Source organism: Brevundimonas sp. 357 (assembly GCF_003938605.1).
Taxonomy (GTDB): Bacteria; Pseudomonadota; Alphaproteobacteria; order Caulobacterales; family Caulobacteraceae; genus Brevundimonas.
In genome coordinates, this window is record NZ_RHWX01000001.1 from 52384 (window position 1) to 71078 (window position 18695).

Here is an 18695-nt window from a genome sequence, read left to right on the forward strand (position 1 = left end):
GCGCGCATGACCGAAGCGAAACAGGCGCCGTCCGGCGGCGCGCCTCAACCCAAGAGCGGCGTGCTGGACATCGCCCCCTATGTCGGCGGCAAGAGCGCCATCGCCGGGGTGGCCAAGCCGATCAAGCTGTCCTCGAACGAAAACGCCCTGGGCGCGGGCGAGAAGGCGCGCGAGGCCTTCGCCACCGCCGTCTCTTCGATCCACCTCTATCCCGACGGCCGGGCCGACCGCCTGCGCGCGGCCGTGGCCGAAGCGCATGGGCTGGAGCCGGAACGACTGATCTTCGGCAACGGCTCGGACGAGGTCTTCGCCCTGCTGAACCAGACTTATCTGGAGGCTGGGGACAACATCGTCACCAGCCAGTACGCCTTCGTCGCCTATCAAATCTCGGCCCGCGCCTGTCAGGCCGAGATCAGGCTGGCGGCTGAGCCGGGCTTCCGCGCCGACGTCGACGCCATGCTGGCCCTGGTCGATGCGCGGACCAAGCTGGTCTATCTGTCGAACCCGGCCAATCCGACCGGCAGCTTCGCCACGGGCGAGGAGATCCGCCGCCTGCACGCGGGCCTGCCCGCCCACGTCATCCTGGTGATCGACGAAGCCTACGCCGAGTTCGTGACCGAGCCGGACTGGGAAAGCGCCTTCGATCTGGCGCGCACGGCGCCCAACGTCGTCGTCACCCGCACCTTCTCCAAGCTGCACGGCCTGGGCGGCCTGCGGGTCGGCTTCGGCTATGCGCCGCCGGCGGTCGAGCAGGCGATCGACCGCATTCGCCTGCCGTTCAACGTCTCCGTTCCGGGGATCGAGGCGGCCATCGCCGCCCTGGGCGACGAGGCGCACCAGAAGGCCTCGCGCGATCTGGTGGCCGAGTGGCGGCCGCGCCTGATCCAGGCCGTGCGCGGCTTCGGGTTCGAGGTGCTGCCCGCCTCGGGCAACTTCATCCTGATCCGCTTCCCGGATGCGAAGCGCCCCGCCTCGGCGGCGCAGGACTATCTGCAGTCCCAGGGGATCATCGTGCGCGGCGTGGCGAGCTACGGCCTGCCGGACTGCCTGCGGATCACGGTCGGAACGGCGGACCAGAACCGCGCCGTCATCGACGCCCTCAGCGAGTTCGCGGCGCGCTGAGGCCTCAGGGTCTAGTCCCCGCTGTTAAAGCGCACCACGCCGATCACCCCGGCGCGCCAGATGTAGTCGTCCTCGATCAGGGGGCTGTCCTTGATGTCGCCCAGGCGCTGTTCATAGTTGACGAAGGCGCCCATGCCGTAGCGATCGCCGATCGGGATGGCCAGCAGGGCCGCCGCCCCCGCCGCCGACAGTCCGCCCGAGGGTTCGAAGGCGGTGAAGCCGCTGCTTGAGGCCTCGGCTGCGCTGACGCCGTAGTAGCGCTGGACCCGTTCATCGTCGGCGGCGCGCATATAGGCCATGGTCTGCAGCAGGCCGACGCGAGTCACGCGCTGGTGGCTGATGGAGCCGTAGTATTCCATTCCGGCGTCGTCGCCGGTGGCATCATGTTGGATGCGGCCGCCCACGACGATGTTCCCCGGCAGGCGCTTGTAGGCGTAGAGCGCCGCATCGGCGCCCAACTCCGGGCGATCCATGCCGTCGATGTCGCCCGCCGCGAAGCGGGGGCGCAGTTGGACGCCGGCGTGGAAACCGTCGCGCTTGATCGCATTCCAGCCCAGGCCGTCCAGGCCGTTGGCGTAGACGATATCGCGATAGGAGGCCGAACCCCAGGCGGTGAAGCTGGCCTCGTCGCTATTGTTGCCGGTGGCGCTGAAGCCGCGCACCACGCCGCCGCCGATGTCGACCTTCCACGTCTGCGGGGCCTCTGCCGGTATGAACGGCTGCGACTGCGCCATGGCTGCGACAGGCAGGCCCGCGACGGCGACGGTCAGCAGAGCGAGGCGGAGGTTGGTGCGTGAAATCATGAGCGAGTCCCAGGTCAACGGCTGATGATATAGAGGCCCGCTCTCCAAAGCCTAGGTTTTAGGCGGCAACAAGGCGGTCGAGGCCCCTTCGATCCGGCTTTCCAGCTCAGCCATGAAGGCGGCGCGCTTCAGACCGGCCGGGATCGGCGGCAGGAATTCGAAAACGACCGTACCCGGATAGCGTTTGAAGCCGTGCGCCGGCCAGTGGACGCCCGAGTTGGTGGCGACGGGCCAGCAGGGCGCCTCGACGTCGCGATAGATGGCGGCGACGCCGGGCTTGTAGTCGGCCGGTTCGCCCGGCGTCGTGCGGGTGCCCTCGGGGAAGATCAGGATCTGACGGCCCTCGGCCAGACGCGCGCGGGTCTGGCGCACCATGTCCTTCAGCGCCTTGGCGTGGGCGGCGCGGTCGACGGCGATCATCTTCGTCTTCCAGGCGAACCAGCCGAAGAAGGGCAGAGGCATCAGCTCCTTCTTCATCACGAAACAGGCGTCGTCCAGGAAGGCGAAGGGGGCGATGACGTCCAGCATGCCCTGGTGTTTGGCGGCGATCAGGGCCGGGCCGGTCGGGCGATGCTCAAGCCCGCGCACCTCGACCTTGACCCCGGCGATCCAGCGCAAGCCGAACAGGGCGAAACGCGCCCACAGCTTGATCACCCCCATGGCGACCCCGTGCGGCATCAGCAGCGCCGGCGACAGGCCGACGGCGAACAGCGGCATCGACAGGTAGAGCCACAGGGTGAAGATCAGGGATCGGACGGTCGTCATGCGGCGGTCTTGCTCGGTTCGGAGGCGTCGGCCTCAGCGGTCGGGCCAGGGCGTTCGGGGTGACGGCCGGTCAGGCGGTGCATTCCCTCGCGGCCCAGCACGGCCAGGTACTTCATGTATTCCAGCGCCATGCGCCGAGCGGTCTCGGTCGCGCGCCACCACCCGGCGTCGTCCAGCGAGGGCGTGGAGACCGCATACGGCGTCAGCTTCACCCCCGGCGCGGCCCCGCGGATTTCCAGCAGGCTGCGCGGCATATGGTAGTCGGAGGTGACGACGATCAGATGGTCATAGCCCTTGGACCGCGCCCAGGCGGCGATCTCCTGGGCGTTGCCGACGGTGTTCTCAGCCTCGAAACCCAGGTCGACGCAGCAGTTGAACAGCTTGCTGGAGCCCGGCGTCAGGGCGCGCAGCTCCTGACGGCGGACCTCGCGATTGACGCCCGAGATCAGCAGCCGGTCGCCCTTGCCCTGCTCCAGCAGGCGGATGGCCGCGTTGACGCGCTCGGCCGAAGGGCCGGTCAGGGAGACGACGGCGTCGGCCCGTGCGGGGTCGGGCGCAGGCGTGAACTCGCGCACCCGCTCGGCGAAGACGAACAGGCCCGTCAGCCACATCAGCGCCACCACGGCGATCAGCGTCAGGAACTTCATAGGAGACTAACTAGCTACGCTGGCCCAGCTTCGCCAGCGCCGTGAGGCGGGCGGCCAGCACGGCGACGGCGCCGGCCAGCAGCGGGCAGGCGATCAACACCAGCAGATCGACCCAGGCCAGCGGCAGGGCCGGGGTCAGTCCGCCTTCGCCGCCGATCAGGCGCAGCGCGGCCAGCATCAGCGCCGCCAATCCCGCGCCCGCCGCGCCCGCGGTCGCCGCCAACAGGCCGAACCGCTGCTGAAACAGCGCCGCGATCGCTCCGTCCGAGGCGCCGTTCAGCTCCAAAGTTTCAATTACCGCGGCCTGCGCCGCCATTCCTGCGCGGGTGGCGTAGGCGATAGCCGCCCCCGTCGCCGCCGCGATCAGCAGGAAGGCCGCACCCGCCAGCGCAGTGATGAAGCCCGCCGAGCGCTCGACCTCGCCGCGCCAGAGGCTGTGATCATCAACCGTAGCGTCCAGGCCCGCTTCAGCCAGAGCCCGACTCATCGTCGGCGCGCCCGCCGGCGCCTCTGCGTCGAGACGGGCCGTCACCAGATACGGCAGAGGCAGATCCGGCAGCACGGCTTCTCCCACCCAGGGCCGCAACAGGGTCTCCGCCGCCTTGCGGTCCAGCGCCTCGGCCTCGGACACCCCCTTGACCCCGGCCAGAACTTCAGCGGCGCGCGCAGCGGCGGCGGGTCCGGTCTCATCGACGCGCGGCCGCACCTGAACCGTGACCTCGGCCCGCAGGCGCCCGGCCCAACCGTGCGCCGCCCGGTCAGCCGCCATGGCGCCGACGGCGGCGATGGACGCCAGGAAACACAGGACGGCGATGACCACGACCAGCCAACGCTCGCCGCCCGTCTCACGCGGCAGAAGTTCAGGACGGGCTGAACGCCGTCGACCGATCATGACGCCGTCTCCGAAGCGGCTTCGCGGATCAGGCCCAGTCGTCCGCCTTCCAGCCGCAGGACGCTCGCACCGCTCCGCTCGGCCAGGACTTCGTCGTGGCTGGCGATCAGGACAGTGGCGCCCAGTCGGTGCAGCGACTGGAACAGGCGCATCAGCTTCTCAGCCATGGCCGCGTCAACGCTGCCCGTCGGTTCGTCGGCCAGGATCAGCCGGGGGCGCGTGACCACGGCCCGGGCGATGGCCAGGCGCTGCTTCTCTCCGCCCGACAGCGTCGGCGGCAAGGCGTCCAACCGCTGACCCAGACCGACCCAGCGCAGCATCTCTCGCACGTCCTCGGCGTAGTCACCCGTCCCCTCTCCCGCCAGACGCAGCGGCAGGGCGGCGTTGTCGAACGCCGACAGATGGTCCAGCAGGCGGAAGTCCTGGAAAATCACGCCCATGCGACGGCGAAAGGCGGGAACGTCGCGACGCGGCAGATGCGTCACCTCGCGGCCGAACAGGCTGATTCGCCCCGCCTGCGGCCGGGCCGCCAGGGTCAGCAATCTCAACAACGACGACTTGCCCGCGCCCGAAGGTCCGGTAAGGAAGTGGAAAGAGCCGTTTGGCAGTGTAAGGTTAACGTCCCGCAGCACGGCGGGCCTGTCCGTATAGCCGAAACCCACGCCCTTCAGGCGGACGGTGTCGGGTGTGGAATCCGGGTCAGCGGCGCGGCGGTTCGAATCAGGCATCGGGTTTCGTATTGGACCGGGGCGTTGCGCCGCGACAGGAGGGGGCGATAAGCCTCGCAGTCAGCTGACATGATACTGACCTGCCCCGCCTGCGCCACTAGCTATTTCGTTTCAGATGAGGCGATCGGCCCCAACGGTCGCCGCGTGCGCTGCAAGACGTGCGGCCATGACTGGCGCGCCAGCCTGGAAGACGCGCCGCTGGAGTTGGAGCCCGCAGCGGGCGCCAACGCCGTCACGCCGACCGAAACCATCGAGGAAACCTCGCCCGAGAGCCTGGCGGAGACGCCCGCGCCCGAACTGCCCCGCGCCTTCCGCGCCAAGGCCGAGCGCAAGCGCCGGGTGCGCAAGGCGGCGGCGGCAGGCGCCGCCTGGGCGGCGGCGGCGGCGGTCGTCCTGGGCCTGATCACCGGCGGCGTGCTGTTCCGCGAGGAGATCGTCCGGAAATTCCCGGTCACCGCCGGCGCCTATGAAACGCTGGGCCTGGACGTGAACATCGTGGGCCTGGAGTTCGAGGCCCAACGGGCGCGCGTCGCTTCGCACGATCCGGGCAAGGTCGTCGTCTCCGGCGCCGTGCGCAATATCCGCGAGACCGAAGTGGTCTCGCCTCCCATTCGCGCCGTGCTTCAGGACGAGCGCGGCGTGGAGGTGGCCAGCCGCGTGGTGCGCCTGGACGGGCCGCCCGTCCTGCCCGGCCAGGTCAAGGGCTTCGCCGTAGTCATCGCCGACCCCCAGGGCAAGGGTGCAAAGATGACGACAAAATTCATCCTCATGCCTCCCGCCAAGGCTCCGCCTCGGCCACATGAAGAAGCATCCCCGCGTGAAGACGGCGGCCTGCGCCGCTGAACGCCTTCGACCTTGGTCAAGCGCCTTCGCCTCTCGACTCACCCCCTGTCCAGGCGGTATCGCCGGGCATGGCTGACATCCAAGCGCCCCCCGCCCCCACGGTTCTTCTGTCCCAGGCCGAGATCGAGGCCGTCGTGGCCGATCTGGCGCGGCGCATCGCCCCCCATGTCGACGATGAGACGGTGGCCGCCGTCCTGCTGACCGGCGGGCTGTGGTTCGCCGCCGACCTGACCCGCGCCCTGGCGCGCGAGGGTCGCAACGTCCGCTTCGACGCCCTGTGGCTGGCCTCCTACGGCGACGAACAGACCAGCCGGGGCCGGATCGAGGTCCGCGCCCCCTATCAGCGCTCGCTCGACGGGCGGAAGGTGCTGATTCTGGATGACGTGTTCGACACCGGCCTGTCGCTGGCCGAGGCGGTGCGGATCACGCGGGAGGCGGGCGCCGCCGAGGTGTTGACCTGCGTCTTCGCCCGCAAGCCCTGGCCCAAGCCCCGCGCGCCCGAGCCCGACTTCGTCGGCTGGGAGGCGCCGAACCGCTTCCTGGTGGGCTATGGCCTGGACCACGCGGGCGGAATGCGCGGCCTGCCGGACATCTGCGCGCTGGACTGAGGCTTAGAGCCAGTCCGCCATCGGCTCGCGGGCGAACATCTCGTCATAGGTCGGGCGTGGGCGGATGACGGCGTAGCGGTCGCCGTCGACCAGAACCTCGGCGGCCAGGGGGCGGGTATTGTATTCGCCGCTCATCACCGCGCCATAGGCTCCTGCGCTCATGAAGACCACCAGGTCGCCTGCCTTCAACGGCGGCAGGTCGCGATCGCGCGCGAAGGTGTCGCCGGTCTCGCAGACCGGGCCGACGACATCGTGGGGCAGGGCTTCGCCCGCCGTCGGCCGCACCGGCTTCAGGTCGTGGAAGGCGTCGTAGAGGGCCGGACGCATCAGATCGTTCATCGCCGCGTCCAGCACCAGGAAGCGACGGCCGTCCGTCCGTTCATTGACCTGAATGACCCGGCTCAGCAGGACGCCGGCGTTGGCGGCCATCAGGCGCCCCGGTTCGAAGGCCGCCTCGACATCCAGCCCGTCCAGCACTCGCGCAGCCATGGCGATGTAGTCGGCCGGGGACGGCGTCGCCGTCTCGCCGTAGTAGGGCACGCCCAGGCCGCCGCCGAGATCGAGGCGGGTGACGCCGTGTCCCTGGGCGCGCAGGTCTTCCGTCATCTGGCGCAGCACCCGGAAGGCGGCCTCCAGCGGAGCCAGGTCGGTGATCTGGCTGCCGATGTGGCAGGCCAGACCCACAGGCGTCACGTGAGGCGAGTTTGATGCGCGGGCGTAGAGGGTCATCGCCTCTTCCACCGGCACGCCGAACTTGTCGCCCGCGCCGCCGGTGGTGATCTTGGCGTGGCCGCCGGCGCCGATCTTGGGATTGACGCGGATGGCGATGGCGGGGGCGGCGTCCTTGGCGGCCGCGACGGCGATCAGCCGGTCCAGTTCGGCCGAGGATTCGACGTTGATCTGGCGCACGCCGACATCGATGGCGAAGGCCAGTTCGGCGTCGGTCTTGCCCACGCCCGAGAAGATGATGCGCTCGCTCGGAACGCCCGCAGTCAGGGCTCGGCGGATCTCGCCCTCGGACACGGTATCTGCGCCGCAGCCGAGTTTCGCCAGGGTGGCCAGCACCGACAGGTTGGAGTTGGCCTTGACCGCGAAGGCGATCAGGGCCTCGCCCAGCGCGTCCTTATGCCCGTCGCACGCCTCGCGCAGCAGGCCGTAGTGACGGCGCAGCGTCGCCGAGGAATAGACGTAGGTCGGGGTGCCGACCGTCTCCGCCAGCGTCTCCAGCGAGACGCCCTCGGCGTGCAGGACGCCGTCCTTGAGATCGAAATGGTGCACCGGCGGGGCGTCCAGTCAGAAGGTCGGAGCGAAGGCTCAGTTCACCTGCGGCGGCTTGCCGAACGGGTCGGACGCGCCGTTGTCGATGGGCATCTGGCGCGGCGGCAGGTTCTGCATCGCCGGCTCGGGCAGGTGCTCGGCCGAGCGGTCGCGGATGGCGCGCTCGGTCTGCTTCTTCGGCGTCGCGCCTTGCGGCGGTTCGAGGTCGGCCATGCGGCCGCAAGCCGAGAGCAGAAGGGCGGCGGCGCCCGCCAGGATCAGGGTCTTCTTCACAGACGTCTTCGTCACAGGCGGCTTCTCCAGTCGGCGATGCGCGCGCGGACCTGTTCCGGCGCCGTGCCGCCGAAGCTCTGGCGGCTGGCGCAGGAGGCTTCGGGCGTCAGCACTTCATACACGCCTTCGGTGATCCGGCCATCCAGGGCCTGCAATTCCGTCAGCGGCAATTCGCCCAGCCCCAGGCCCAGGGCCTCGGCCCGCTTCACAGCGGCGCCGGTGACGTGGTGCGCCTGGCGGAAGGGCAGGTTCAGCTCGCGCACCAGCCAGTCGGCCAGATCGGTGGCGGTCGAGAAGCCCGCGCCGGCGGCGGCGGCCATCTTCTCGGTGTTGGGGCGGATCACGGCGACCATGGCGGTCATGGCCGTCAGCGCCAGGTCGAGCGCGTCGAAGGCCTCGAACACCGGCGGCTTGTCCTCCTGCATGTCCTTGGAATAGGCCAGCGGCAGGCCCTTCATCACCGTGGTCAGGGCGATCAGGGCGCCGTTGATGCGGCCCGTCTTGGCCCGCACCAGCTCGGCGGCGTCGGGGTTGCGCTTCTGCGGCATGATGGACGAGCCGGTGGTCAGGTCGTCGGGCAGGGTGGCGAAACCGAACATCGGCGTCATCCACACCACGATCTCCTCGGCCAGACGGGACAGGTGGCCCGCCGCGATGGAGGCGGCGGCCAGGCTTTCCAGGGCGAAGTCGCGATCCGAAACGGCGTCCAGGCTGTTGGCCATCGGGCGGTCGAAGCCCAGCGCCTTGGCCGTCATGTGGCGGTCGATGGGGAAGGGCGACCCGGCCAGGGCGGCGGCGCCCAGCGGGTTCTCGTTCATGCGGGCGCGGGCGTCGGCGAAGCGCCCGGCGTCACGGCCGAACATCTCGACATAGGCCATCAGATGGTGGCCGAAGGTCACCGGCTGGGCCGTCTGCAGATGGGTGAAGCCCGGCATCAGGTCGCCCGCGTGCTGTTCCGCCCGGTCCAGCAGGGCGGCCTGCAGATCCTTCAGTTGCGCCACGGTGCGATCGCAGGCGTCGCGCACCCACAGGCGGAAGTCCGTCGCCACCTGATCGTTGCGGCTGCGCGCCGTGTGCAGACGCCCCGACGGCTCGCCGATCAGTTCCGACAGGCGGGCCTCGACGTTCATGTGAATGTCTTCATAAGCGTCGCGGAAGGGGAAGGAGCCGTCCCGGATTTCGCCCTCGATGACGTCCAGACCGCCCAGGATGGCCTCGGCGTCGGCCGGCTGGATGATGCCCTGCTGGGCCAGCATGCGACAATGGGCCCGCGATCCGGCCAGATCCTGCGCCCACAGGCGTTTGTCGACGCCGATGGAGACGTTGATGGCCTGCATGATGTCGGCGGGCTTGGCGCTGAAGCGCCCGCCCCATAGAGACTGCCCCTGAGCGGGGACATCTTGCTGTGGTTTGGAAGGCGTATCGGACATGAGCGGCTCTGGGCGGACTTGGGCGGGCGTGGCGACGTTCGCGGTGATCGGCGTGATCGGCGTGGGCGCGGCGCTGCTATACGTCAATCATCATCAGGGGCGCAAAGACTCCGCGCCCGTTTCAGCCGCGCCGAAACAGCCGAGCACGCGGCTGATCACCTATGCGCGCGGCTCCCTGGCCCGGTTGCAGGCGCCGCCGCCCGCCCCGGCTCCCGACTACGCCTTCCGCAACGCCGCCGGACAGGAGGTGCGCTTCGCCGACTTCGCAGGCAAGGTGACGGTGGTGAATCTGTGGGCCACATGGTGCGCCCCGTGCCGGATCGAGATGCCGACCCTGGCCGCCCTGGCCGACCACTACAAGACGCGCGACGACTTCGCCGTAGTGACCGTCAGCATGGACGCGGAAAAGACCGTCGACGACGCCCGCGCCTTCATCGCCGACCACGCGCCGCTGGAATTCTACATCGATCCCAAGTTCCAGCTGGCCTTCGAATTCCCCGGCAAGGGCGCCATGCCCCAGACCATGGTGCTGGACCGCCGGGGTCAGGTTCGCGCCGTGCTGGTCGGCGAGGCCGACTGGGCCAGCCCCGAGGCCAAAGCCCTGATCGACGACCTGCTGGCCGGAGGCTGAGGCCAGCCTCCGGCGCTGCTTGTCGGAGACGGCCCAAAGGGTTGATCCTCCAGCCGCACAGGAGGCTGCAATGAGCGTTGAGACCCATTACCTGGCCGTCTTCACCAGCGACAAGACCGGCCCCAAATGGCGGGCCTGGCGCGCCATGAGCGAGGCCGAGCAGGCCGAGACGGCCCGCCTCGGCGTCGCCGCCGTCGCCGAATGGGAAGAGGCGCACCGCGACTCCATCGTCTTTCAGGGCGGCCCGCTGGGCCCGACCAAGCGCATCGACGACGACGGCGCCGTGACGGACGTGGTCAACCTGCTGACCGTCTTCATGGTCGTGCGCGCCGACAGCCACGAGGCGGCGGCCCGCCTGTTCGAGAACCACCCGCACATGAACCCCTTCCCCTGCGACGGGGTGGAGGTGATGCCGGTGCTGGGGTGAGTGCGCTTCTACCTATGCCATCATCTGATTCGATACTTGGTTCAGGTGACATCAATCGGCAAGTCACTACACAACTAACCGACGTATGCGATCTTCCCAGTCGCTCCCATGAATAATTCGGTCGCGATGCAACCCACCAGTCAACACTTCAGCTTTAGTCAAGCGTGATACCGTTTGCCAATCATCGCCAAAAACGTAGGTAGCATTGCCACCTTTAGTGCTTTCGAGGATTGCGAGCTTCTTTTTGGGGAACACGAACGCAACGTAGTCCCGGAACCCCCCCGCCCCGACATACACAGCGTCAGGCTCAAGCAGACCTAGAACTTGGTGACGCCACATGACCGGACCAGCATACCGCGCGCTCCGTCGGCCAATAGCCTGCTGGACATGCTCCCGGATTGCAGACCACGGGTATTGACCGGAGGGCAACAAATGCCAATTCACGCGACGGATGGGCGGCGGTTTGACAGAGGCCAAATCTTGGGTCCGGACATCGCAGCTTCCAAACAGTTCCAAGAACACATTAACGGCGTGCTGCACTTCGTCGGAAGTCGCGCTCGACCAGAGCAACTCATCTGAAACGATGTAGCCGCTCCCAACCACAGCCATGAACGTGAGCTCAATGGCGGGGGGCGCAACGAAGGTCCGCGGGTAGCACGAGCGGTAGATGGCCTTGTAGTCGGTGACCGTTTCAGTTCCGCCGCCAGGCAGCCATTGCTCCCAGCTCCACTCGATCGTGGTTATATACCGTTCTTCTTTAGGCCGATCCCTGTGGACAATGTAACGCCCCTCGGCATTGAATCGAGTGATGGGCCCAATTGCGCTCGGAAGAACCGCATCCCCCTCAACCGGATCATCGAAACCGACACGAACTAACCGGTCAGGCGTCGAGTCCACAACGACCCTCAGACGTTGCCCTTCAGGCAAGTGCCCCAGGTGACGGGCAATGTTACGAATTCGTTTTTGGTTAAATATCATCAGGCGCACTCCTGCTGACATAACGCCGTGATTCGACGCGCAACCTCAACGAGTCAATTAACAACTATCGCAATATTGCCCTCACCTAGGGTCGCTTCCACAGTCTGACCCTCAATGCACCCGCGCCTTCCCGATCTCCAGCCCGTCGGCGCCCGCTGACACGGCCACCACGCTGCCGTCCTCGATCTCTCCGGCCAGCAGCTTCTTGGCCATGGGATCGACCAGTTCCTTCTGGATGACGCGCTTCAGCGGCCTTGCGCCGTACACCGGGTCGTAGCCCTTGTCGGCGAGCCAGGTCAGGGCGCTGTCGTCCAGGGCCAGCGTCAGGCGGCGATCGGCCATCAGCTTCTCCAGACGCGCCAGCTGGATGCGGACGATGCCGCCCATCTGTTCGCGGCCGAGGCGGTGGAACAGGATGATCTCGTCGATGCGGTTCAGGAACTCGGGCCGGAAGTGGGCGCGGACCTGTTCCATGACCAGGGGGCGAACGGCCTCGACGTCTTCGCCTTCCGGCTGGTCGGCCAGAAACTGGCTGCCCAGGTTGGAGGTCATGATGATCAGGGTGTTCTTGAAGTCGATGGTCCTTCCTTGCCCGTCGGTCAGGCGGCCGTCGTCCAGCACCTGAAGCAGCACGTTGAAGACGTCGGGGTGGGCCTTCTCGACCTCGTCGAACAGGACGACCTGATAGGGGCGGCGGCGCACCGCCTCGGTCAGGGCGCCGCCCTCGTCATAGCCGACATAGCCCGGAGGGGCGCCGATCAGGCGGCTGACCGAGTGCTTCTCCATGTATTCGGACATGTCGATGCGGGTGATGGCGTTGTCGTCGTCGAACAGATAGCCCGCCAGCGCCTTGGTCAGCTCGGTCTTGCCCACGCCCGTGGGGCCGAGGAAGAGGAAGCTGCCCAGCGGCTTGTTGGGGTCGTTCAGACCGGCGCGTGCGCGGCGGACGGCGTCGGAGACGGCGGCCAGGGCCTCGTCCTGACCCACCACGCGGCGACCCAGTTCGTCCTCCATCTTGAGCAGCTTCTCGCGCTCGCCCTCCAGCATCTTGTCGACGGGCACGCCGGTCCAGCGGCTGACCACGGCGGCGATCTGTTCGGCGTCGACGACTTCAGGCGTCAGCGGGGCGGCGACCGCCGCCGGGGATTCGGAGTCCGCGAGTTGCTTCTCCAACTGCGGGATCTGGCCATAGGCGATCTCTGAGGCGCGGCCGAGGTCGCCGGCGCGCTGGGCGGCGGCCAGTTCGGCGCGCAGGCGGTCCAGGGTCTCGCGAAGTTGCGCGCCCTGCCCCACCTTGTCCTTTTCCGACTTCCAGCGGGCGGTCATGTCGTCGGACTGGCCCTCCAGATCGGCGATCTCGTCCTCCAGCTTTTCGAGACGTTGCCGGGAGGCGCTGTCGTCTTCCTTCTTCAGGGCCTCGCGCTCGATCTTGAGCTGGACCAGACGGCGGTCGATTTCATCCAGGGCCTCGGGCTTGGAATCCACGGCCATGCGGACGCGCGAGGCGGCCTCGTCGATCAGGTCGATGGCCTTGTCCGGCAGGAAGCGGTCGGTGATGTAGCGGTTCGACAGGGTGGCGGCGGCGACGATGGCGCTGTCGCTGATGCGGACCCCGTGGTGGACTTCGTATTTTTCCTTGAGGCCGCGCAGGATGGACACCGTGTCCTCGACGGTGGGTTCCGAAACGAAGACCGGCTGGAAGCGACGGGCCAGGGCCGCGTCCTTCTCGACGTGCTTGCGGTACTCATCCAGGGTGGTCGCGCCGACGCAGTGCAGTTCGCCGCGCGCCAGGGCGGGCTTCAGCAGGTTGGAGGCGTCCATGGCCCCGTCGCCCTTGCCCGCGCCGACCAGGGTGTGCATCTCGTCGATGAAGAGGACGATCTGGCCCTCGGCGGCGGCGACCTCGTTCAGCACGGCCTTCAGCCGCTCCTCGAACTCGCCGCGGTATTTGGCGCCCGCGATCAGGGCGCCCATGTCGAGCGACAGAACCTTCTTGTCCTTCAGGCTTTCCGGCACGTCGCCGTTGACGATGCGCAGAGCGAGACCCTCGACGATGGCGGTCTTGCCGACGCCCGGCTCGCCGATCAGGACGGGGTTGTTCTTGGTGCGGCGGGCCAGCACCTGAATGGTGCGGCGGATTTCTTCATCGCGGCCGATGACGGGGTCGACCTTGCCGTCGCGCGCGGCCTCGGTCAGGTCGCGGGCGTAGCGTTTCAGGGCGTCGAAGCTGTCCTCGGCGCCGGCGCTGTCGGCGGTCTTGCCCTTGCGGATTTCGGCGACGGCGTCGTCCAGCTTCTTGGCCGTGACCCCGGCGGACTTCAGCGCCTCGGCGGCGGCGCCGCCCTCCTTGGCGATGGCGGCCAGCAGGCGTTCGGTGGTGACGAAGGCGTCGCCGGCCTTTTTCGCGGCCTCTTCGGCGGCGCTGAAGACGCGGGCGGTGTCACCGTCCAGATAGAGCTGACCCGAGCCGCCCTCGACCTGGGGCCGCTTCTTCAGCAGCCCCTCGGTGACGAGTTCGACGGCGGACGGATCGCCGCCCGCCTGATCGATCAGCTTGCGGGCCAGGCCGTCGCGCTCCTCGAGCAGCACCTTCAGCAGATGCTCGGGCGCGAACTGCTGGTGGCGGCGGGCCAGCGCCAGCGACTGGGCGGACTGGACGGCCTGTTTGGCGCGGTCGGAATAGAGGTCGAGATTCATGTCGTTCGGTTTCCCCTCAGGAGGCGGATTTCGACTCAATGCGCCCTTTCACGAAGCGACGCCTTGAGCTGTCGCAAAGGAGGTGGGTGTGGCCGGGAGGACACGCAAGAGAGGGGCACAAAAACGCCCGCCGCCAAGACAGGCGACGGGCGTCGGAATCCGATTTGACGACAGGGTCAGCCGCCGGACGGGCCGGTCGAGAAGTCGAACTGTTCGGGCTGGCGACGGGGACCGCCAAAGGACCAGCTCAGACCCAGGTAGAAGGCGCGCAGGTTCAGATCCTGATCGAAACGCTCGCGGAACTGCGGCGTGTCGTAGGTGGTGGCGCCGCCGAAGGAGTTCAGGATATCGCGGGCGGTAAACTGCAGCGACAAGGTGTCGGTCAGCTTGCGACGATAACCGAAATTCAGCATGCCGCCGCTCTCCCGCGTCCCCTGGGCCAGTAGTTGATCACCCTGCCAGAAGCCCATCAGTTGGACGAAGTCCTTGGGCGTAGCCTGCCAATTCAGGCTGAGGCGGCCGGTTACCATCTCGCCCTCGCGGTCGCGGCCGCCCGGGATGCCGGCCGCGTCGATCTCCTGACGGAAGGCGTTGACGCTGGCGTTGTAGCGCAGGGTCGGGTGCAGGCGGCCGCTGGCGGTCAGCTCGACCCCCAGATCGCGCCGGGCGCCCAGATTTTCGGGCCGGGTCAGCAGGACGCCGCCGCCGACGTCCGTCGCCACGTCGGTGAAGGCCTTGGTCGTATCGCGGAAATAGGCCGTGGCCTGATAGAAGCTCTGCCCGCGCCGCATCTGCCACATGGCCTCGAAGCTGTCGGTCTCCTGCGGCTCCAGATCCGGATTGCCCGAGCGCAGGTTCAGCGGATCGCCGTAAACGATGAAGGGATTCAGCTGCGACGGCTGAGGCCGCTGGATGCGCCGCGAATAGCTGCCGCGCAGCGTCTGCGTCTCGGTCAACTGATACTGAAGATGGAAGGTCGGGTAGGCGCGGAAGTAGTCCTGGGACGCGCGTACGGCGTTGGTGACGTCCTCGACCTCGATGTCCGCCTGCTCCAGTCGCAGGCCGAACTGGCCGGACAGCTTCTCGCCGAACGGGCGCTCATAGGTGGCGTAGAGGGCGTAGACGATCTGCTCCGCCTCGAACCGATTGCTCTGCGACGGCACGAGGGCCAGGGCGTTCTCGGACGGCCCGCGCCGCACCTCATTCTCCTGATCCGGCCGGGTGAGGTTCAACTCATAACCCGCGCGCAGCTTGGCGCCCTCGCCCATCGGCCGAGTATAGGCGCTGGTGAAGCCAATCGTCTCCTGCGCGTTCAGACCGCGCTGGGCCTCATACACTGTCGGCTCCGTCGGGACGCTGAAGACGTTGGCGGCCAGGGAGTCGTTCTCATGGTCGTTGCGGTCGTAGCGCAGCTCGTTCGACCACTCATGCCCCGAGGCGTCGAACTGGTGCAGCACCCGGCCGGTGACGCCCCAACCGTCCATGGCGAAGCCGCCCGAGCCGTCGCGGCTATAGGCGCGGGTCAGGGCGCCCGAGCCGTCGCGGGTCTCGAACAGGCCGCCCACATCGCTGTCGACGTCGAAACGGTTGGCGCGCGCCTCGCCGGTCAGCATGGTCTTGTCGGTCAGCCGGTATTCAGCCGCCACCCGGCCGAAGAAACCACCCTGGGTCGAGTCGATGCTCTGAGCCGTCGTGGTCGTGCCGACGGTCGCGCCCGAAGCGTTGAGCTGTTCGCGCAGGCGGTCGAAAGTCATGCTCTGCTCGTCATGGCGATAGCTGAGATCGCCGGTCAGGGTCAGCTTGCCGCGCTGGCGCGAGCCGCTGGCGCCGACGTTCCAGCGCCCGTTGTCGCCGACGTTGGCGCGCAGCGAGCCGGTCGTCACGGTCGCGCCCGGCGCTCCCGTAGCTGCGGCGGCGGCCACCGCCGCAGGAACCGGCTTGGTGATCAGGTTGATGACACCGCCGGAGCCCTCAGGACTGTAGGCGGCGGATGGATTGGTCATCACCTCGATGCGGGCGTAGCGGTCGGCCGGCAGTTGCAGCACCGCATCGGCGCGGTTCGGGCCCGACAGGATCGCCGAGGGACGCCCATCGACCAGGATGGTGACGTTACCATCGCCGCGCAGAGAGACGTTGCCCTGAGGATCGACATCAACGGAAGGCACATTGCGCAGGGCCTCCGCCAGGGTGCCGGTCGCCGCCTGGAGATCATCGGCCAGGCTGTAGCTGATCGAATCGATCGAGGTGCGGACATCGTTGGCGCGGGCGCTGACGACGACGTCGCCCACGGCCGCGGGTTGATCGTCCTTGTCGGCCTTCTGGGGCGGGGTCTGCGCCGGCGGGCTCTGGGTCTGCTGTGCGCCGACGGCGGGCTGCGCCGTCTGCGCCAGAACGCCCGTCGCAGGCAGGGCCAAAACCACCCCCAGCAGGGGCGCGAACTTGTATTTCGTCATGGTTGGGCGTCCTCGCACGGACGTCCCTCAACGTCCTTCACAGTCGCCGATATCAGCGCCTCGACGTATAACCGAGTTACATCTTTTTCATCCCGAAGGCGGGTCTGTGGCTTCGATTTGGAACCCCAAGCGTAGCCGTGCGTTGGGGGCCCATGCTGACATCCAAAATGAACCCTCGAGTCTTCTGGGGGGCCAGCGCCATTGCAGGCGGGCTGTTGCTGCTCGCCCTGACGGCGCCCGCCACGTCCGGCCTGCTGTTCGGGCGCGCCCAGGCCTGGGTGATCGACACCTTCGGCTGGTTCTACGTGGCCTCCGTGGCGGGGTTCCTGCTGTTCGTGGCGGTGCTGGCCGTGGGGCCGACCGGGCGGCTGAAGCTGGGACCGGACGACGCCGAGCCGGACTTCCCCTATGTTTCCTGGCTGGCCATGCTGTTCGCAGCGGGCATGGGCATCGGCCTGATGTATTTCGCCGTCGCCGAGCCGGTGCAGCACTACATCGCCCCGCCCGAGGCCCAGCCCGGCACCTTGACGGCCGCGCGCGAGGCCATGGTCATCACCTACACCCACTGGGGCGTCCATGCCTGGGCCATCTACGCCGTGGTGGGCCTCAGCCTGGCCTATTTCGCCCACCGCAAGGGCCTGCCGCTGACCATGCGCTCCAGCCTCTATCCCCTGCTGGGCAAGCGGGTGAACGGGTGGGTCGGCGATGCGGTCGACATCTTCGCCATCTGCGGCACCCTGTTCGGCATCGCCACCTCCCTGGGCCTGGGCGTGGCGCAGATGAACTCAGGCCTGCACTATGTCTTCGGCCTTCCCAGCAGCGTCATCATGCAGGTCGGCCTGATCGCCGTGGTCATGGGAGCCGCGACCATTTCCGTGCTGACCGGCGTGGACAAGGGCGTACGGCGCCTGTCCGAGCTGAACCTGGTTCTGGCCGTCTGCCTGATGCTGTTCGTGCTCATCGCGGGACCGACGCTGTTCCTGCTGCGGGCCTATGTGCAGAATTTCGGCCTCTACCTGGATCATTTCTTCGTCCGCACCTTCACCCTCTACGCCTATGAGCCGCGCGCCTGGATGGCGGACTGGACGCTGTTCTACTGGGCGTGGTGGATCGCCTGGTCGCCGTTCGTGGGCATGTTCATCGCCCGCATCTCGCGCGGGCGCACGGTGCGGGAGTTCCTGATCGGCGTGCTGCTGGTGCCGACGGCCTTCACCTTCCTGTGGATGACGGTCTTCGGCAATACGGCCATGAGCCTGGATCTGGGCGTGGCGGCGGGAGCGATCTCGGACGCCGTGCAGGCGGATTTGTCGACGGCCCTGTTCCGCTTCCTGGAGTATCTGCCGGGGACGGCGATCACCTCGGTCCTGGCCATCGCCCTGGTGGCGGTCTTCTTCGTCACCTCGGCGGATTCCGGCTCCCTGGTCATCGACACCCTGGCCTCGGGCGGCGCCGAGGAGACGCCGCGCTGGCAACGGGTCTACTGGTGCGTGCTGCAAGGACTGGCGGCGGCCCTGCTGCTGTTGGCGGGCGGTCTCGGCGCCTTGCAGGCGGCGACCCTGGTGGCGGCCCTGCCCTTCGCCGTCATCATGATCCTGGCCTGTTTCGGCCTGGCGCGACAGATGAACGCCGACCTGAGGGGCGAGGCCGTCGAGACCGAAGCGCCGCCGCTGCGCGAACAGCTCAAGCGCATCCTGGCCCCGGCCAGCCGCCGCGACATCGACCGCCAGATCGCCCGCCACGGCGCCCCGGCGCTGGAAGAGGTGCGCGCCGCCGTCGCCGCCGAGGGGCTGGAAAACAGCGAGGTTCAGAGCGACGACAACGGCGTCTGGCTACGGGTCGAGCACGCCAACGGGCGGGACTTCCTGTATCGCCTGGGCGCCCGATCCAGACCCCTGCCCGCCCTGACCGCGCTAGAGGCCCCCGAGAACCGTCGCGCGCTGGAGTGGCGGCTCAGCGCCGTGACCGGCGACGGCATGCGTCCGCGCGACGTGACCGGCTTCACCCGCGCCCAGATCGTGGCGGACGTGCTGGAGCACTTGCAAAGGTGGCGGCTGGCGGCATAGGGCGCGCGACGCCCCTTGGCCCGGCGGACGGGCGGCGTTAGCGTCGCCGTTCAGTCT

The 18695-nt window shown here is 68.2% G+C and carries 17 protein-coding genes; 6 read left to right on the top strand and 11 right to left on the bottom strand.

The features are described from left to right. Positions 1-6: 6 nt before the first annotated feature. A complete protein-coding gene (gene hisC, locus EGK63_RS00250) occupies positions 7-1122 on the top strand; it encodes a histidinol-phosphate transaminase (RefSeq protein ID WP_125899372.1) in 1116 nt (371 codons plus the stop codon). An 11-nt stretch (positions 1123-1133) separates the two neighbouring features. Here the strand turns inward: hisC and EGK63_RS00255 are convergent, their stop codons facing one another. The 5 genes from EGK63_RS00255 to EGK63_RS00275 are packed head-to-tail and all read right to left on the bottom strand — an operon-like array spanning position 1134 to position 4957. Then, positions 1134-1925, bottom strand: coding sequence for a MipA/OmpV family protein (locus tag EGK63_RS00255; protein ID WP_125899373.1), 792 nt, complete (start codon positions 1923-1925; stop codon positions 1134-1136). Between the two features lie 51 nt (positions 1926-1976). After that, positions 1977-2690 (bottom strand): 1-acyl-sn-glycerol-3-phosphate acyltransferase, encoded by a 714-nt coding sequence (locus EGK63_RS00260; RefSeq protein WP_125899374.1) that lies wholly within the window; start codon positions 2688-2690, stop codon positions 1977-1979. Next, positions 2687-3337 carry a YdcF family protein gene (locus EGK63_RS00265; RefSeq protein ID WP_125899375.1) on the bottom strand — a complete coding sequence of 217 codons (651 nt, stop codon included), beginning with the start codon at positions 3335-3337 and terminating at the stop codon, positions 2687-2689. The genes EGK63_RS00260 and EGK63_RS00265 overlap by 4 nt, the downstream gene beginning before the upstream one ends. A 10-nt stretch (positions 3338-3347) precedes the next feature. Further along, a complete protein-coding gene (locus tag EGK63_RS00270; protein WP_125899376.1) occupies positions 3348-4229 on the bottom strand; it encodes an ABC transporter permease in 882 nt (293 codons plus the stop codon). After that, entirely contained in the window at positions 4226-4957 is a 732-nt protein-coding gene (locus tag EGK63_RS00275) for a cell division ATP-binding protein FtsE (RefSeq protein ID WP_125899377.1), read from the bottom strand. Before EGK63_RS00275 ends, EGK63_RS00270 begins: the two co-directional genes overlap by 4 nt. Positions 4958-5026: 69 nt before the next feature. Here EGK63_RS00275 and EGK63_RS00280 point away from each other — a divergent pair, with 69 nt between their 5' ends. Next, entirely contained in the window at positions 5027-5800 is a 774-nt protein-coding gene (locus EGK63_RS00280) for an MJ0042-type zinc finger domain-containing protein (protein ID WP_125899378.1), read from the top strand. 68 nt (positions 5801-5868) lie between these two features. Beyond that, positions 5869-6408, top strand: a complete 540-nt coding sequence (locus EGK63_RS00285) for a phosphoribosyltransferase (protein WP_125899379.1) — start codon at positions 5869-5871, stop codon at positions 6406-6408. 3 nt (positions 6409-6411) lie between these two features. On the opposite strand, the gene lysA is transcribed toward EGK63_RS00285, so the two are convergent. From lysA to argH, 3 genes are read right to left on the bottom strand one after another with little or no spacing between them, the layout of a single operon-like run. Further along, positions 6412-7686: a diaminopimelate decarboxylase gene (gene lysA, locus EGK63_RS00290; protein ID WP_125899380.1), complete on the bottom strand. Its 1275-nt coding sequence runs from the start codon at positions 7684-7686 to the stop codon at positions 6412-6414. A 36-nt stretch (positions 7687-7722) separates the two neighbouring features. Beyond that, complete coding sequence (locus tag EGK63_RS00295) at positions 7723-7974, bottom strand: hypothetical protein (protein ID WP_243637510.1); 252 nt, start codon at positions 7972-7974, stop codon at positions 7723-7725. Further along, positions 7971-9389, bottom strand: coding sequence for an argininosuccinate lyase (gene argH / locus EGK63_RS00300; RefSeq protein ID WP_125899381.1), 1419 nt, complete (start codon positions 9387-9389; stop codon positions 7971-7973). Before argH ends, EGK63_RS00295 begins: the two co-directional genes overlap by 4 nt. Between argH and EGK63_RS00305 the strand changes: the two genes are divergently transcribed. Further along, the gene (locus EGK63_RS00305; protein ID WP_125899382.1) at positions 9388-10020 is read left to right on the top strand and encodes a TlpA disulfide reductase family protein; all 633 of its coding nucleotides are present in this window, start codon (positions 9388-9390) and stop codon (positions 10018-10020) included. The two genes, argH and EGK63_RS00305, sit on opposite strands and share 2 nt — an antisense overlap. A 70-nt stretch (positions 10021-10090) precedes the next feature. Next, positions 10091-10447, top strand: a complete 357-nt coding sequence (locus tag EGK63_RS00310; protein WP_125899383.1) for a YciI family protein — start codon at positions 10091-10093, stop codon at positions 10445-10447. 66 nt (positions 10448-10513) lie between these two features. Here EGK63_RS00310 and EGK63_RS00315 read toward each other — a convergent pair whose 3' ends face one another. From EGK63_RS00315 to EGK63_RS00325, 3 genes are all read right to left on the bottom strand, one after another. Continuing rightward, the gene (locus tag EGK63_RS00315; protein WP_125899384.1) at positions 10514-11425 is read right to left on the bottom strand and encodes a hypothetical protein; all 912 of its coding nucleotides are present in this window, start codon (positions 11423-11425) and stop codon (positions 10514-10516) included. A gap of 111 nt (positions 11426-11536) precedes the next feature. Next, entirely contained in the window at positions 11537-14122 is a 2586-nt protein-coding gene (clpB, locus tag EGK63_RS00320) for an ATP-dependent chaperone ClpB (RefSeq protein ID WP_125899385.1), read from the bottom strand. Positions 14123-14298: 176 nt separating this feature from the next. Further along, positions 14299-16575, bottom strand: coding sequence for a TonB-dependent receptor domain-containing protein (locus EGK63_RS00325; RefSeq protein WP_125899386.1), 2277 nt, complete (start codon positions 16573-16575; stop codon positions 14299-14301). 167 nt (positions 16576-16742) lie between these two features. Here EGK63_RS00325 and EGK63_RS00330 point away from each other — a divergent pair, with 167 nt between their 5' ends. After that, positions 16743-18638 carry a BCCT family transporter gene (locus EGK63_RS00330; protein ID WP_243637511.1) on the top strand — a complete coding sequence of 632 codons (1896 nt, stop codon included), beginning with the start codon at positions 16743-16745 and terminating at the stop codon, positions 18636-18638. Positions 18639-18695 lie beyond the last annotated feature (57 nt).

Excerpts from the sequence above, each read along its gene's own strand:
- hisC (WP_125899372.1), top strand. The coding sequence starts at position 7 with ATGACCGAAGCGAAACAGGCGCCGTCCGGCGGCGCGCCTCAACCCAAG.
- EGK63_RS00255 (WP_125899373.1), bottom strand. The coding sequence starts at position 1,925 with ATGATTTCACGCACCAACCTCCGCCTCGCTCTGCTGACCGTCGCCGTC.
- EGK63_RS00260 (WP_125899374.1), bottom strand. The coding sequence starts at position 2,690 with ATGACGACCGTCCGATCCCTGATCTTCACCCTGTGGCTCTACCTGTCG.
- EGK63_RS00265 (WP_125899375.1), bottom strand. The coding sequence starts at position 3,337 with ATGAAGTTCCTGACGCTGATCGCCGTGGTGGCGCTGATGTGGCTGACG.
- EGK63_RS00270 (WP_125899376.1), bottom strand. The coding sequence starts at position 4,229 with ATGATCGGTCGACGGCGTTCAGCCCGTCCTGAACTTCTGCCGCGTGAG.
- EGK63_RS00275 (WP_125899377.1), bottom strand. The coding sequence starts at position 4,957 with ATGCCTGATTCGAACCGCCGCGCCGCTGACCCGGATTCCACACCCGAC.
- EGK63_RS00280 (WP_125899378.1), top strand. The coding sequence starts at position 5,027 with ATGATACTGACCTGCCCCGCCTGCGCCACTAGCTATTTCGTTTCAGAT.
- EGK63_RS00285 (WP_125899379.1), top strand. The coding sequence starts at position 5,869 with ATGGCTGACATCCAAGCGCCCCCCGCCCCCACGGTTCTTCTGTCCCAG.
- EGK63_RS00305 (WP_125899382.1), top strand. The coding sequence starts at position 9,388 with ATGAGCGGCTCTGGGCGGACTTGGGCGGGCGTGGCGACGTTCGCGGTG.
- argH (WP_125899381.1), bottom strand. The coding sequence starts at position 9,389 with ATGTCCGATACGCCTTCCAAACCACAGCAAGATGTCCCCGCTCAGGGG.
- EGK63_RS00310 (WP_125899383.1), top strand. The coding sequence starts at position 10,091 with ATGAGCGTTGAGACCCATTACCTGGCCGTCTTCACCAGCGACAAGACC.
- EGK63_RS00315 (WP_125899384.1), bottom strand. The coding sequence starts at position 11,425 with ATGATATTTAACCAAAAACGAATTCGTAACATTGCCCGTCACCTGGGG.
- clpB (WP_125899385.1), bottom strand. The coding sequence starts at position 14,122 with ATGAATCTCGACCTCTATTCCGACCGCGCCAAACAGGCCGTCCAGTCC.
- EGK63_RS00325 (WP_125899386.1), bottom strand. The coding sequence starts at position 16,575 with ATGACGAAATACAAGTTCGCGCCCCTGCTGGGGGTGGTTTTGGCCCTG.
- EGK63_RS00330 (WP_243637511.1), top strand. The coding sequence starts at position 16,743 with ATGAACCCTCGAGTCTTCTGGGGGGCCAGCGCCATTGCAGGCGGGCTG.